Origin of the sequence: Sphingomonas sp. Leaf343 (assembly GCF_001423765.1) — a bacterium.
GTDB lineage: Bacteria > Pseudomonadota > Alphaproteobacteria > Sphingomonadales > Sphingomonadaceae > Sphingomonas.
The window spans coordinates 1-13,926 of sequence record NZ_LMPG01000002.1; the positions used below are offsets into that span (position 1 = coordinate 1).

General features: G+C 67.3%; 17 protein-coding genes and 1 tRNA gene. 10 read left to right on the plus strand and 8 right to left on the minus strand.

Annotation, left to right across the window (positions count from 1 at the left end):
- Positions 1-67 precede the first annotated feature (67 nt).
- From ASG07_RS04410 to ASG07_RS04425, 4 genes are all read right to left on the minus strand, one after another.
- Positions 68-391, minus strand: a complete 324-nt coding sequence (locus ASG07_RS04410; RefSeq protein WP_201780960.1) for a hypothetical protein — start codon at positions 389-391, stop codon at positions 68-70.
- Between the two features lie 513 nt (positions 392-904).
- A tRNA-Leu gene (locus tag ASG07_RS04415) sits at positions 905-989 on the minus strand.
- A gap of 70 nt (positions 990-1,059) precedes the next feature.
- The gene (locus tag ASG07_RS04420; RefSeq protein WP_055843023.1) at positions 1,060-1,440 is read right to left on the minus strand and encodes a DUF805 domain-containing protein; all 381 of its coding nucleotides are present in this window, start codon (positions 1,438-1,440) and stop codon (positions 1,060-1,062) included.
- A 60-nt stretch (positions 1,441-1,500) separates the two neighbouring features.
- Positions 1,501-3,009, minus strand: a complete 1,509-nt coding sequence (locus ASG07_RS04425; protein WP_055843124.1) for a YifB family Mg chelatase-like AAA ATPase — start codon at positions 3,007-3,009, stop codon at positions 1,501-1,503.
- Between the two features lie 165 nt (positions 3,010-3,174).
- On the opposite strand from ASG07_RS04425, the gene ASG07_RS04430 reads away from it, so the two are divergent.
- From ASG07_RS04430 to yihA, 6 genes are all read left to right on the plus strand, one after another.
- On the plus strand, positions 3,175-3,426 hold the full coding sequence (locus ASG07_RS04430; protein WP_236694555.1) for a hypothetical protein: 252 nt from the start codon (positions 3,175-3,177) through the stop codon (positions 3,424-3,426).
- A gap of 104 nt (positions 3,427-3,530) precedes the next feature.
- A complete protein-coding gene (rpmH, locus tag ASG07_RS04435) occupies positions 3,531-3,665 on the plus strand; it encodes a 50S ribosomal protein L34 (RefSeq protein WP_055843128.1) in 135 nt (44 codons plus the stop codon).
- A gap of 5 nt (positions 3,666-3,670) precedes the next feature.
- Complete coding sequence (rnpA, locus tag ASG07_RS04440) at positions 3,671-3,988, plus strand: ribonuclease P protein component (protein WP_055843130.1); 318 nt, start codon at positions 3,671-3,673, stop codon at positions 3,986-3,988.
- Between the two features lie 2 nt (positions 3,989-3,990).
- Positions 3,991-4,203, plus strand: coding sequence for a membrane protein insertion efficiency factor YidD (gene yidD, locus ASG07_RS16810; RefSeq protein ID WP_082474528.1), 213 nt, complete (start codon positions 3,991-3,993; stop codon positions 4,201-4,203).
- 64 nt (positions 4,204-4,267) lie between these two features.
- Positions 4,268-5,974, plus strand: coding sequence for a membrane protein insertase YidC (gene yidC, locus ASG07_RS04445; RefSeq protein WP_055843025.1), 1,707 nt, complete (start codon positions 4,268-4,270; stop codon positions 5,972-5,974).
- Positions 5,971-6,606: a ribosome biogenesis GTP-binding protein YihA/YsxC gene (yihA, locus tag ASG07_RS04450; RefSeq protein WP_055843027.1), complete on the plus strand. Its 636-nt coding sequence runs from the start codon at positions 5,971-5,973 to the stop codon at positions 6,604-6,606. The genes yidC and yihA overlap by 4 nt, the downstream gene beginning before the upstream one ends.
- Positions 6,607-6,646: 40 nt before the next feature.
- Here yihA and ASG07_RS04455 read toward each other — a convergent pair whose 3' ends face one another.
- Complete coding sequence (locus ASG07_RS04455; RefSeq protein ID WP_055843028.1) at positions 6,647-6,862, minus strand: hypothetical protein; 216 nt, start codon at positions 6,860-6,862, stop codon at positions 6,647-6,649.
- A 138-nt stretch (positions 6,863-7,000) separates the two neighbouring features.
- Between ASG07_RS04455 and ASG07_RS04460 the strand changes: the two genes are divergently transcribed.
- The 3 genes from ASG07_RS04460 to dapE are packed head-to-tail and all read left to right on the plus strand — an operon-like array spanning position 7,001 to position 10,153.
- Entirely contained in the window at positions 7,001-8,344 is a 1,344-nt protein-coding gene (locus tag ASG07_RS04460) for a M28 family metallopeptidase (RefSeq protein ID WP_055843031.1), read from the plus strand.
- A gap of 37 nt (positions 8,345-8,381) precedes the next feature.
- Complete coding sequence (locus tag ASG07_RS04465; protein ID WP_055843033.1) at positions 8,382-9,044, plus strand: glutathione S-transferase family protein; 663 nt, start codon at positions 8,382-8,384, stop codon at positions 9,042-9,044.
- Positions 9,041-10,153: a succinyl-diaminopimelate desuccinylase gene (gene dapE / locus ASG07_RS04470; protein WP_055843035.1), complete on the plus strand. Its 1,113-nt coding sequence runs from the start codon at positions 9,041-9,043 to the stop codon at positions 10,151-10,153. Before ASG07_RS04465 ends, dapE begins: the two co-directional genes overlap by 4 nt.
- Before the next feature lie 492 nt (positions 10,154-10,645).
- Here dapE and ASG07_RS04475 read toward each other — a convergent pair whose 3' ends face one another.
- From ASG07_RS04475 to ASG07_RS04485, 3 genes are read right to left on the minus strand one after another with little or no spacing between them, the layout of a single operon-like run.
- On the minus strand, positions 10,646-11,197 hold the full coding sequence (locus ASG07_RS04475; protein ID WP_443024589.1) for a Smr/MutS family protein: 552 nt from the start codon (positions 11,195-11,197) through the stop codon (positions 10,646-10,648).
- A complete protein-coding gene (mltA, locus tag ASG07_RS04480; protein WP_082474523.1) occupies positions 11,178-12,545 on the minus strand; it encodes a murein transglycosylase A in 1,368 nt (455 codons plus the stop codon). Before mltA ends, ASG07_RS04475 begins: the two co-directional genes overlap by 20 nt.
- Before the next feature lie 13 nt (positions 12,546-12,558).
- The gene (locus ASG07_RS04485) at positions 12,559-13,209 is read right to left on the minus strand and encodes a Tim44/TimA family putative adaptor protein (protein ID WP_156361742.1); all 651 of its coding nucleotides are present in this window, start codon (positions 13,207-13,209) and stop codon (positions 12,559-12,561) included.
- Between the two features lie 168 nt (positions 13,210-13,377).
- Between ASG07_RS04485 and secB the strand changes: the two genes are divergently transcribed.
- Entirely contained in the window at positions 13,378-13,914 is a 537-nt protein-coding gene (gene secB / locus ASG07_RS04490) for a protein-export chaperone SecB (RefSeq protein ID WP_055843037.1), read from the plus strand.
- Positions 13,915-13,926: the final 12 nt, after the last annotated feature.

Below are 13,926 nucleotides of genomic sequence, written 5' to 3' on the forward strand. Positions count from 1 at the left end.
CGATGATCTGCTCCTCGCTGAACCTCGTCTTCTTCACTTCCGTCTCCTCGCGAAGGCGGACTCTAGCTCAAATTGGCAGAGTTTCTGGGGAGCACGTCATCACGCGCGCAGCGACTGCAGCCCGTTGGAAACGCAGATCGTTCACCTTCGCTGTCAGGCCCTGTATCGTCTCGATCCGATTGCCGAGCGTGTCAGTCGGCACAATCTCGTCATAATGCCAGGCAGGATCGATCGCCTTGATCTGAGCTGAAAGCTGCCGCGTTTGATTCTGCAGCACCTCCGCGGTCATTGCCTCTGCGGGGCCGGTGAGATCGAAGAGGTTGTCAGCCACTGCGACCACCGCGCCGCCGGGCGAGTTGCGAAGTCCTGGGAACGACTGTTCCAGGGTCATGGGGTCCTCGAAGGCTCGGGTGTTCCCACCCCGCCCAACGACCATTCTCTGTGGAGGCGCCGCAAGTTGCGCTTCGATAGGCTGTCCGATTGCCAGCGTGTTTAGATGGGAAGATGCCCGACGGACTCCCGTCTGCCCACCAAATGTCATCGCGGGGTCCAGCGCGTCCGAGTTCCGGGGGCGGACATTCGCATATCGTGCCGAAATCCCGCCAGTGCCCGACGCTCCGACGGGGGCAAAGGTGAACCGCCCGTTGCGGGGATCGTGGTAGGGATTGAACTTGAGCTCGGTTCCGTCAGCCAGCCGAACCGTGGGAAGACGCCCTGTCCTCAGCCAGCGCCCGAAAGCGCGCCCTTGTCCCTGCAAGTCGATGTCCATGATGCCGCCCCGCTCCAATGCAGCTGGAACATAAGAGCAACATTCTCCAACAAGTCAAGCCCAGGCTAGCGCGCGCGTTCTCGAGTCACCATCAGGTGACCAGTTCCGTCCTCTACGGTCCTAGATTCTATAGATTGGTGCCCCTGGCCGGACTCGAACCAGCATGCCTTGCGGCAACCGATTTTGAGTCGGTCGCGTCTACCAATTTCGCCACAGGGGCAGCGGCCGGCTGGCTAGACCAGCCCCCGCCCCCATGCAACCCGTTTCAAGTGCGATGCGCCTCGCGCGGTTCAGGAGAAGATCTCGCTGGGATCGCTCGGCCCCTTGGGATCCTCCCCGTAACGATTGGGGCCGCCCGTCCCTTCCATGCAAAAAAGGGCCAGCAACGCGATCGAACCGAGGATCGGGATCAGACTGATCCAAACCCACCATCCGGACCGTTCCGTATCGTGCAGCCGCCGGACCGCCACCGCGATCGACGGCACCGTCACGGCCAGCGCCACGATCGGTCCGGCCGGCCCTTCGCCACTCTCATACCCGATCGCACGATCGATGAACCCCGCGACGATCAGCAGCAGGATCTGGAATAGCGCGAACATCCAGAACTCGCGACGCCGCGACCGTCCCCGGAATGCGGCATAACGCTTCAGCGGCAGGATCATCCATTCCATCGGTCTTCCCCCTCAAACGGCTGACGCCCCCTTGCGCCGGCTGATCCCCCGAACGGCTCATCAGGCCCGCGGCGGCTGCCGGCGATAGCTGAGCGCCTCTGCGATATGGATGCGCGCGACATCCTCGTTTTCCGCCAAATCGGCGATCGTCCGGGCCACGCGCAGGATGCGGGTATAGCCGCGCGCGGTCAGCCGCATCGCCTCGGCCGCCTGCGTCAGCAGTTTGCGACCGGCCGCGTCCGGCGTGGCGACCGTGTCGAGCAGCGCGCCGTCGGCCTCGGCATTGGTCCGCACCGGATGATCGCGATAGCGCGAGGTCTGGATGGCGCGCGCCGCCGCGACGCGCGCCGCGATCTCCCTCGATCCTTCGGCGGGCGACGGCAGCATCAGGTCCGCCGCGCTTACCGCCGCGACATCGACGTGCAGGTCGATCCGGTCGAGCAGCGGCCCCGATACCTTGGACTGGTAATCCGCCGCGCATCGCGGAGCCCGGGCGCAGGCGAGCCCGGCATCGCCCAGATGCCCGCACCGGCATGGGTTCATCGCCGCGATCAACTGCACCCGCGCCGGAAACGTCACATGCGCGTTGGCGCGCGCGACGCTGACCGTGCCGGTCTCCAGCGGTTGCCGCAACGAGTCGAGCACCGCGCGCTGGAACTCCGGCAGTTCGTCGAGGAACAATACGCCCAGGTGCGCGAGACTCACCTCGCCAGGCTTCACCTTTAACCCACCCCCGGTCAGCGCCGCCATCGACGCGGAATGATGCGGACTACGGAAAGGCCGCGCCCGCGTCAGCCGCCCGCCGGCCAGCGTTCCCGCCACCGACTGCACCATCGACACTTCCAGCGCCTCGGCCGCATCCAGCGGCGGGAGTATCCCCGGCAGGCACGCCGCCATCAGCGACTTGCCCGCGCCCGGCGGCCCGCACATCAACAGATTGTGCCCGCCCGCCGCGGCGATCTCCAGCGCACGCTTGGCCGTTTCCTGGCCCTTCACCTGGCTCAGGTCCGGTCCGTGCCGCACCTCCTCCACCTCTCCCGCCGGGGGAGCCGCCAGTAATCCGCGGCCGTTGAAGTGGTTGAGCAGCGCCAGCAGGTCGGGCGCGGCGACCACCTCGACGGACGCCGCCCACGCCGCTTCCGACCCTTGCGATGCGGGGCAGACCAGTCCCTTCTGCTCGCTGCTCGCATGCAGCGCGGCCAGCAGCACGCCGGGCGACGGCGCGATCCGGCCGTCCAGCCCCAGTTCGCCGACCACGACGTAGTCGGCCAGCATCTCGACATCGACAACGCCCATCGCTCCGAGCAGCGCCAGCGCGATCGGCAGGTCGAAATGCGATCCCTCCTTGGGCAGGTCGGCCGGGCTGAGGTTCACCACGATCCGCTTCGGCGGCAGCGCGAGACCCATCGCCGCGATCGCGCCGCGCACCCGCTCACGGCTTTCGCCGACCGCCTTGTCGCCCAGTCCGACGAGGTTGAAGGCCGGCAATCCGGCGATCAGTTGCACTTGCACCTCGACCGCGCGCGCCTCGAGTCCCAGATACGCCACCGTCCGGACGATCGCCGCCACCATATGCCCCCATCAATCCACTTTTACCTATAGCAGTGTATTTTGAACAAGCGAGCGCGAGGCCGTCTTGCAAACACAATACACCCGTTCCAGATGCAGCGCGTGAGCCCCGCCCCACCCGTCCGCCGACCCGCGATTCGCCCGGTTTTCCGAATCGCGCAGCTGGTGTTGGGTGGCGTGTTGATCCTCGCTGCGCCGCTGCTCGCGCCGGTGCCGGGGCCGGCGGGCATTTTCCTGTTAGCGGGCGGTCTGGTGCTGATCCTGCGCAACTCCCCCGCCGCGCGGCTCCGGTTCGCGCGGGCGAAGCGGAAATGGCCGCGCACCGGCCGCATGATCGACCGCGCGATGCGCCGCGAAAGCGCGCTCCGCCGCCTTGCCCGGGAGCGCCAGAAGGTGCGGCGGGATACGCCCCGGTGATGCCCGATCCGTTGACTTCGCCGGGACCCTCGCCTATGCGACCGCCAACAAGGCCGTCCGCGTGGCGGCCCTTTCTGTTTGAACGATACCCAAGGGAATGAACGATGAAGCGGACCTTCCAGCCGAGCAACCTGGTTCGGGCACGCCGGCACGGCTTCCGGTCGCGCATGGCGACGGTGGGCGGCCGCTCGGTGATCCGGGCGCGTCGTGCGCGCGGTCGCAAGAAGCTGTCGGCGTAACGATTATCTCCCGCCGCCGGGATTTCCTGGCGGCGAACACCGGTCGTCGCGCGCCGATGCCGGGTTTCGTCCTGCTGGTGCGCGATCGCCGCGATGGGGATCCGGCCATGCGGGTCGGTTTTACCGTAACCAAGAAGATCGGCAACGCGGTCGTCCGCAACCGGATGAAGCGCCGGTTGCGATCGCTCGCGCGCGAACTGCTACCCTCGAACGGTGTCGGTGGTGCCGATCATGTGCTGATCGGGCGCAATGGTGGCATCGAGCGCGACTATGCCGCGCTTCGCACCGAACTGGTGAAAGCCCTGAAGAAGGTCGCGCGGTGAGTATCGCCTCCCGCGCCCTGATCCTCGCCGCGCGGGCGTGGCAGGTCGGGCCATCGGCGATCCTGCCGCCATCGTGCCGCTACGATCCCTCCTGTTCGGCCTATGCAATCACCGCCCTTCGCCGCTATGGCGCGATCAAAGGGGGTTGGCTGGCGGTGAAGCGTATCGCCCGTTGCCATCCATGGGGCGGTTACGGCCCCGATCCCGTGCAATGACGCGTGACCACCCTCTACCTGGCCGACCTCAACCGGGGCGACCTCCTTTACCGGGGCTGACGACTTGAAGAACGATCGCCAGAATTTCGTGCTGTTCGCGGTGATCGCGGCGCTGATCCTGTTCGGCTGGCCGCTGATCCAGAACCGGTTCTTCCCGGCCGCGAACCCGCCCGCGACCAAGATGGTCGACGGCAAGCAGGTCGCGCTGCCACCCAGGCCCGGCACCGATCCGACCGCGGACAGCCCCGCCGCCGTCCGCGACCGCCGCGTCGTGCTAGCCGAAGCTCCGCGCGTGCAGATCGAGACGCCGACGCTGCGCGGATCGATCAACCTGCGCGGCGCGCGGATCGACGACCTCGTGCTGATCGGCTACAACGAAACGGTCGCGAAGAATTCCGATCCCATCCGCCTCCTGTCCCCGGCCGGTGCGCCGCAGGCGTATTTCGCCGGCTTCGGCTGGCGTGCCGAAGGCTTGACGCCGCCCGCGCCCGACGCCGTCTGGACCGCCTCCTCGCAAAAGCTCGCGCCCGGCCAGCCGGTGATGCTGACCACGACCAACGCCACCGGCCAGCGCTTCGGCATTCAGCTGGCGGTCGACGACGGGTATATGTTCACCGTCCGCCAGACCGTGCAGAACGCCGGCCAACGCCCGGTGCCCGTCGCCGCCTACGGCTATGTCAATCGCAGTGGCGTGTCGAAAGACCCGGATAGCTGGACGATCCACACCGGCCCGATGTCGGTCGCGAATGGTGCCGCCAACTACAAGCCCGACTTCAAGGACGTCGATGCCGGACCTCAGCGTTTCACCACGCAGGGCGGCTGGCTCGGCTTCACCGACAAATACTGGCTGACCGCGCTCATCCCGGATCAGGCCGCGACCTTCGACGGCCAGTTCCGCGCCGGCGCGAACAGCGCCTATCAGGCCGACTTCGCCGTCCAGCCGCGCGTCGTTGCGCCCGGCCAAAGCCTGACCCAGACTTCACGCTTCTTCGCCGGGGCCAAGGAAGTCCGACTGCTCGACCGCTATACCGACGATCAAGGGGTGGCGAAGCTCGATTACGCGATCGACTGGGGCTGGTTCCGCATCGTCGAAAAGCCGATCTTCTATTATCTCGACTGGATCTTCCGCCACGTCTTCAACTTCGGCATCGCGATCATCCTGCTGACGCTGACGATCCGTCTGCTGCTCTTCCCCATCGCCCAGCGTCAGTTCGCCTCGATGGCGGCGATGCGCGCGATCCAGCCCAAGATGAAGGCGCTGCAGGAGCGGCACAAGGACGACAAGGTCCGCCTGCAGCAGGAAGTTATGGCCCTCTACAAGCAGGAAAAGGTCAATCCGCTTGCCGGCTGTGTGCCGACCCTAATCCAGATCCCGATCTTCTATGCGCTTTACAAGGTGCTGATGCTGACGATCGAGATGCGGCACCAGCATTTCGTCGGCTGGATCAAGGATCTGTCCGCGCCCGATCCGGCGACGATCATCAACCTGTTTGGCCTGATCCCCTTCACCCCGCCGCATTTCCTCGCGATCGGCGTTGTGCCGGTCCTGCTCGGCATCAGCATGTACTTCCAGTTCAAGCTGAACCCGCAGGTCATGGACGAAACGCAGAAGCAGGTCTTCGCCTTCCTGCCCTGGGTGCTGATGTTCGTGATGGCGCCGTTCGCGGTGGGACTTCAGGTCTACTGGATCACGACCAACTGCGTTTCGATCCTTCAGCAGCGTCTGCTCTACGCCCGCCATCCGGGCCTGAAAGAGCCGGTGAAGAAGTGAGCTTCACCGACGAGCAGCTGGAGGTCGCACGCAAGGCGTTCGCCGGGCCGGTCGCATTCCTCAAGTCCGCGCCCAAGCTGGAGCATCTGCCCGATCCGCTGGTGCCGGAGGTCGCGTTCGCCGGCCGCTCGAACGTCGGCAAGTCGTCGCTGCTGAACGCGCTGACCAACCGCAACGGCCTCGCTCGCACATCGAACACGCCGGGCCGCACGCAGGAGCTGAACTTCTTCGACGTCGGCAACCCCCTGGCGTTCCGGCTGGTCGACATGCCCGGCTACGGCTTCGCCAAGGCGCCCAAGGACATGGTGCGCCAGTGGCGCTATCTCGTGAACGACTTCCTGCGCGGGCGCGACGTTCTCAAGCGCGCGCTGGTGCTGATCGATTCCCGCCACGGCATCAAGGAGGTCGACCGCGACATCCTCGGCATGCTCGACAAGGCCGCCGTCAGCTACCGGATCGTCCTGACCAAGGCTGACAAGGTCAAGGCCACCGACCTTGCCGCCGTCACCGCCGCGACCGTGGAAGAGGCGCGCAAGCGCCCCGCCGCGCACCCGGACATCATCACGACGTCCAGCGAGGGCGGCATGGGCATCCCGGAATTGCGCGCTGCGGTGCTGGAAGCGATCGGCTGACCATTTCCCCCCTTCCCGAGCGGAAGGGGAGAAGAGCACATCACACCAGACCGCGCGCCACCGCGATCCGTTCGCGCAACGCCTCGGACCGGCTCGGCAATGCGGCACCGTCACGCCCGAATACGAACGTCGGCGCGGTCACGAACGCCGGTACGCGCGACGCCAGTTGCGCGCACAACGCGGCGTCCCTGCCCGTCGCGCCCGATGGCGACGATGTCACGGTGACTGCGGTCAGTGCGTTCATGCGATAGCTCATGCCAGGCATCCTCCGGGGCGTCGTGCCCCATGTCCGGCATAGCGCCTCTTCCGCTGACGCCCGGTGGACGAACGCGGTTAAGCAATCTTGCCGCCGCAGATCGCGCGTTCTACGCTTGCCATCAAACGGGGGACTTCCATGACATCATCGATCCGGGCCGCCGCCGCCCTGCTGCTCGCCTGCGCCACGTCAGCCGTCGCTCGGGAGTCCATTGCTCAGGATAGCGTTCGGCAGGACACCGTCACCCTCGCCTCCGTCCGCGCCCACGAACGCTTCCTGACCAGCGACGCGATGCGTGGCCGCGGCAGCGCAACCGCGGATGAGGCGCTCGCCGCCGCCTATGTCGCCGCACAGTTCGAGGCGGCGGGGCTGGTGCCGGTGCCCGGCATGACCAGCTACATCCAGTCGGCACCGGTGATCCGCCTGCGCGTAACCGGCCCCACCCTCCTGACCATCGGCGGCGCAGCGATGCCTGGCGCGCGTCTCGCCAGCGGCGCTGGACCGGCCGTCACCGGCACGTTGTTCGTGACCGACAAGGCCGGTGCCAAGATCCCGCGCGGCGCGGCCATCCTCTTCACAGGCCCCGCCGCCAAGCACCGCGCGATCTACAGCGCCGCCTCGAAAGCCGGCGCGACGATGTTGATGATCGTCGACGACAGCCCGGCCGACACCACACCGCCGCGCGATACCGTTCGCCTTGCAGACACGCCGCAGCGCGCGCGCATGGCGATGGTGGCCATTCCCGCCGCCGCGGTCGGAAAACTGAAGTCGGGCGCTGCCGTGACGCTCGCCACGCCGTTCGTGGAGGAAAAGGCCGCCACGACCAATGCGATCGGCTTCCTGCCCGGCACCGACCCCACCGCCAAGCTGCTGCTGCTGACCGCGCATCTCGATCATCTGGGCGTTCAGGACGACGGCATTTGCGCGGGTGCGAACGACAACGCATCGGGCACAGTCGCCGTCATCGAACTCGCGAAGGCGCTCGCCAGCGGCCCGAAGCTGAAGCGCGGCGTGATGTTCGTCGCCTATGGCGGGGAGGAGGCGGGGCTGCTCGGCTCGCGCTATTTCGGCGAGCATCCGCCCGTTCCCCTCGACACGATCGCCGCCAATGTCGAGTTCGAGATGATCGGCGCGCAGGACCCGAAGCTGCCGAAAGGCGCGCTGATGATGACCGGCATGGAACGCTCCGATCTCGGCGCGACGATGACGGCGCAGGGCGCGAAGCTGGCCGCCGATCCCTATCTCGACCAGCACTTCTTCGAACGGTCGGACAACTACTCGCTCGCGGTGAAGGGCATCGTCGCCCACACGCTGTCGGGTTGGGCTACGGTGCCGACCTATCACACGAAGGACGATAATTTCGCGAGCATCGACCTGATTTTCATGACCGACGCGATCCGCTCGCTGGTCACGCCGCTGCGCACGCTTGCGAACAGCGACGTGCAGCCCGCGTGGAAGCCGAATGGAAAGCCCAAGGAGTAGATTGCCCGATCCGGCCTCACCCCCTAACCCGGCGGGCATGAAGCTCATCATCGGCAACAAGGCCTATTCCTCCTGGTCGCTTCGCGGCTGGCTCGCGGCGAAACAGTCGGGGCTGCCGTTCGAAGAGGTCGTCGTGCCGCTGTACGACGACGACTGGGACCGCCGCCGCGCCGGCGACGAGTTCGCGCCGTCCTCCGGCAAAGTGCCGATCCTGTGGGACGGCGAGGCGGTGGTCTGGGACAGCCTCGCGATCATCGACTATCTGGCGGACAAGGTCGGCCGCGATGCGTTCTGGCCCGCCAATGACGCCGCCCGCGCGATGGCGCGGTCGATGGCGGCGGAAATGCACTCCAGCTTCCCCCATCTCCGCCGCCAGCATCCGATGAACATCCGTCAGGTCTTCCCACCCCAGCGCCCGACCGACGAGGTGCTGGTCGAACTGCAACGGGTCATGGAGTTGTGGGCGCAGGCCCGCGCGCGGTTCGGCGGCCAAGGCGAGTTCCTGTTCGGCGCATTCGGGGCGGTCGACATCATGTTCGCGCCCGTCGCCACGCGGATCGTCACCTACCAACTGCCGATCGCGCGCTTCGCCACGGGCTACATGCAGGCGCTGCTGAACCACCCCTTCATGCAGGACTGGATCGCCTCCGCGCAGGAAGAGGAGTGGATCATCCAGAAGTTCGAGCAGCCGGCGGCATGATCGATCCGGTCGCGCTCGCCGCGGCGTTGCTGCGTGCCGACAGCGTCACGCCAGCGCGCGGCGCGGTGTTCGACGTACTGGAGGCGGCGCTGCTGCCTCACGGCTTCGCGATCGGCCGCTTCGTGACGGGTGAGGCACCGGACGGTCCGGTCGAGAACATGCTCGCGACCCGCACTGGCACCGGTCCGCATCTCGCCTTCGCCGGGCATCTTGATGTAGTGCCACCCGGCGAGGGCTGGCGGGGATCGCCCTGGTCCGGCGAAGTTCGCGGCAACATGCTCTACGGGCGCGGCGCGGTCGACATGAAAGGCGCGATCGCCGCTTTCGCCGCTGCCACCGCGCGCGAGGACGGCCCGCCGTTGACCCTCATCATCACCGGCGACGAGGAGGGCCCCGCCACCTTCGGCACGCTCGCGCTGATCGACCGCATGGCCGCGCGTCGCATCACTCCCGATCTGTGCATCGTCGGCGAACCCACCTGCGCCGCGCGGCTGGGCGACACGATCAAAATCGGTCGGCGCGGCTCGGTCAACATCCACATCGACGTCACGGGCAAACAGGGTCACGTCGCCTATCCCCATCTCGCCGACAATCCCGTCACCCGGCTGGTCGCGATCCTGGCGGAGGTCGAGGCCATCGTCCTCGATCACGGCAATGCGTGGTTTCAGCCATCGAATATCGAGGTCACCGACCTCGTCTGCGGCAACCCTGCGCACAACGTCATCCCCGCCTACGCCGGCGCGCGCCTGTCGATCCGCTTCAACGACGAACAGCGCGGTGCGGCGCTGATCGACCGTATCGCGGAGATCGCCACCCGCCACGGCGGCACCGCGCACGGCCGCGTTTCGGGCGAGGCGTTTCTGACCCAGCCCGGCCCGCTGTCTGCCACCGTCTCCGCGGCGATCGAGGCGCGGCTCGGCATCGTCCCCGAACTATCGACCACCGGAGGTACCTCCGATGCCCGCTTCCTGTCGCGGCTCTGCCCGACGGTGGAGTTCGGCCTGCTCAACGCCACGATGCACAAGGTCGACGAAGCCGTGGCGGTCGCGGACCTGCTGGCGCTGACCGATGTCTACGCGGACGTGATTCGACGGGTCCGGGGCGTTTAGCGACACTGGATGTCTGTCGTTCCGCACCCATCCCTCACCCCGGGCCACACCGGGCAGCGAGCTTGCCGGGAAGAGGCTCGACGTATGTAGCTCCCGGCTTCGAGCCTCGGAATCAGTCAGACGTGCCGAAGGGGGCGCGCAATATCGAGACCTCGCAAAAGCCAGGAATCTGTTCGCGCGGAGGCGCGGAGCGCAGCGAGAAAATGGGTGGAGCCGGCCTCCCGACCGATCCGTCGTCGCGAGCGCAACGACGCGATCCAAAGCCGCGTGGAGCCAAGCTGGCCACACCTTACCCCACGTTCAGCCAGCATTCGCCAGCCAGCCTTCCAAGGCAAGAGAGTTCGAGAGTCAGTGTCGATCCACCCATCTTTGCGCTCCCTGAGCCTCTTGGCCTCCGCGCGTCCGCTCTTCTTCTCCGCGCCTCCGGGTGAACGAACATTTTCATGTCTTCGCGTCGTCGCGATTCCCCTCGTCGGGTTCCCGCGCGACGAGCTAACCCTGCTCGCGCCCCCGCCGCAGGATGATGTACAAAGCCCCCTGACCACCGTGCCGCGGATGCGCGCCCCGCACCGCCGCGATCGCATCGCAATGTCGCGAGGAGCCCAGCCAGTCCGCCACCGCCGCGCGGATCGCGCCGCGCGCATGTGGGCGCTCGCTCTCCGGCCGCGGCGGCTTGCCCGTCACCAGCAGCAGCACGCGATCGCCTCGCCGGATCGCCCGCTCCAGCCCCTGATCGAGCAGCGCGTGCGCCGACGCCAGCGTGTGTCCGTGTAGGTCGATCGAACTATCGGGCGAAACGATCCCCCGCCCCAGCTTCCGATCCCACGACGCGTCCAGCGTATTCTGCGCCACCCGCGCAGCCGAAACAGGTCTGACCGCGACCGGAGCCACCGTGCGCCGCACCTCCTTCACCCGCTGCGGAAACTCGACCTGCCTGGTCGCATCGGGAGCAACCGCCGCCACCGGCCGCATCGCGCGCAGCGGGCGGACCGTCGCCATCACCTTTCCCCAGGCGTTGGCCTCGTCAGGGTGCAGGCGACGCACCGAGGATCCCGTCGAGCCGCCCGGTCGGCGCGGAAGGCACCGGTGCGACATAAGGAGCGGCCGGCACCCGTCCCGCGTTCAGCCGCGCGACCGTGCCTACCGGCAACAGCAGGAACGCAGTTCCACGCCCGGACATGCCCCCGGCCGTCGTCTCCGCACCGGCACCCGCGCCCCAGAATGTATCGAACCGGTTGCTGCCCTTGATCGCGCCTCCGGTATCCTGCGCCACCCACAATCCACTGGCGTCCGTCCGGTCGAGCGACAGGAACACCGGCGCGCCCAGCGGCACGAACTTCGGATCGGTCGCCGCGCTGACCTGTCCGGTCACCGCATAGCCCATCGCGCCCTGCGGCGGTCCGTCCAGCTCGCGGAAGAACACGAAGCTCTTGTTCTCGCGCATCAACGCCCGGCCCTGCTCGGGATTCGCGCGCAGCCACGCAACGATGCCCTGCATCGACGCCTGCCCCGGCTGCAACAGCCCGCGCTGCCGCATCAGCGACCCGATACCCGTATAGGCGCGGCCATTCTGCGTATCGTACCCGATCCGGAGGATGTCGCCGTCAGATAGCCGCAGCCGCCCCGAACCCTGTATCTGCAGGAAGAACATTTCCACCGGGTCAGCCGCCCAGGCGATCACCGGCGCGGATTTTGCGAGCGCCCCCTCCTCGATCTGCGTGCGGTCGTAATAGGGCACCAGCGCGTTGCCCTCGACCCGCCCGCGCACCTTCTTGCCCTTCAGATCGTCGGAGAACTTGCCGAGGTCGACATCGATCAGGTCGATTGGCCGACCATAAACCGGCACTTCGTACCCCGATCGCCGATCCAGCGACCCGCGGATTTCCGGCTCGTAATATCCGGTCGCGAACGCCTTGCCGTCACCGACCTGCACCGCCTCGAAATAGCGCACGAAGAACGCCCGCGCGTCGCCGCCCGCCGCAGCCGCCGCACACGCCGGCTGCCAATCCACACCGCGCGTCAGCCCGGACGTCTCCGTCCGTCGCATCAATCCAGGACACGAGCGTGCGAACGCCGCACGCGCCGCGTCCGCCTGCGCGGGCGTCAATGGCAGCGAGGCGACCGGCGGCCCGGCCATCACTCCCGCGGCCACCGCCGTAACTGCCCCGGTGACCGGAACGACCGGCACGGCCGCCATCGGCACCGCACCGACGATGCGTCCGTCGGACGGCCGGACATTGACGCGAGCATCCGGGCGGGAGGAATGGTGCACGACCTTGCCGGGCGCGCGAGCCGGTATGCCAGGCAGGCTGGAAACGGGTGTCGGCGGCACGATACGCCCGCCGCAGGCCGCCAGCGCGAACGCCAACGGCAAAGCCAGATGAACCTTCATCCGGTGGCGATTATCAGGCTTCGTCGGTATCTACGAGCTTCCAGTTCGGATCACCGCTCTTCAACCGGCGCGCGAACGTCCACACGTCGTGCGTCTCGACCGCGTCGGTCAACGATCCTGCAATCACCTGCCCTTCGGCGTCCCGCGTGATCGCCGCGATATCGGCATCGAAACGCACCGTGATGCGCGCCTCGCCCGCCTGCACCGTCGCATCGGCGATCACCGCCTGTTCGATCCGGATCAGACGATTGTCGAGCGTCTGGCCAGCGTCACGACGCTGCCCGATCGCATCGTTGAACGCGCCCAGCACCGGCTCGTCGACCAACTCGGCCAAAGCCGCCTCGTCACCGCGCCAGAACGCTTCCAGAACCATCCGGTATGCGCCCTGCGCCCCGCTCAGAAACTGCCCGACATCGAAGCCGCTCTCCGCGCCGACGATCTGCCGCAGACCCGCCTCGGCACCGCTTTCGATGTTGCGAATGACTGGTTCGCGCGTCTCCGTCGTAACGTCGACCGTACGCGGCGCGGACGCCAGGGCACTGCGATCCTCGGCGGCACGCGCCAGCGGCTGCTGCTCGGCCCCCGTGCGCTTCCCGAGCATGGCGTACAGACGCAAACCGAGAAAGGCAGCGATCATCGCGAACACTATTACGTAGAGCACCATGCCTCCGATCCAGTGTGCCAACATAGGCCGCACCGCGCGTATTTCCAACCCGGCCCGTGAAACGCTCCCCGTTGAACGGAAGAGGAGGCGCTGCTAGGCGACCGACCTGATGGGTCGAACGCGCGAGCGCGCCGCTTCGCTCCGCCACCTAAAACGAAGGAAGACCAGATGGCTCAGGACAACGGCCCCGAATTCGGCGGTGATTTCGGCGGCGATTTCGGCGGGCAGGATGCCGCCCAGCCGCTTGCGAACGGTGCCGACACCGCCCCCGCCGCCGGCATGATCTCGCAGTACGTCAAGGATCTGTCCTTCGAGAATCCGACCGCGCCCGCCATCTATCAGGTGCAGACGCCGCCGCAGATCGACGTGCAGTTCAATATCGCCGCCAATCAGGTCGCCGACGACGTCCACGAAGTCGTGCTGAAGATCGACGTCCGCGCCGAAACGGAGGGTCAGGTCGCCTTCATCGTCGATCTCGCCTTCGCCGGCCTGTTCGGCTTCCGCAACGTCCCCGCCGACCAGATCCAGCCCTTCCTGCTGGGCGAGGCTCCGCGCCTCCTCTTCCCGTTCGCCCGCCGCGTCCTCGCCGACGCCGTCCGCGACGGCGGCTTCCCGCCGCTGCTGCTGGAGCCGATCGACTTCGGCCAGCTCTATCTTCAGCAGGCGCAGCAGCAGGGTCAGTCGCCCGTCGCCGGCGTCGCCTAAACGGATCAGGGT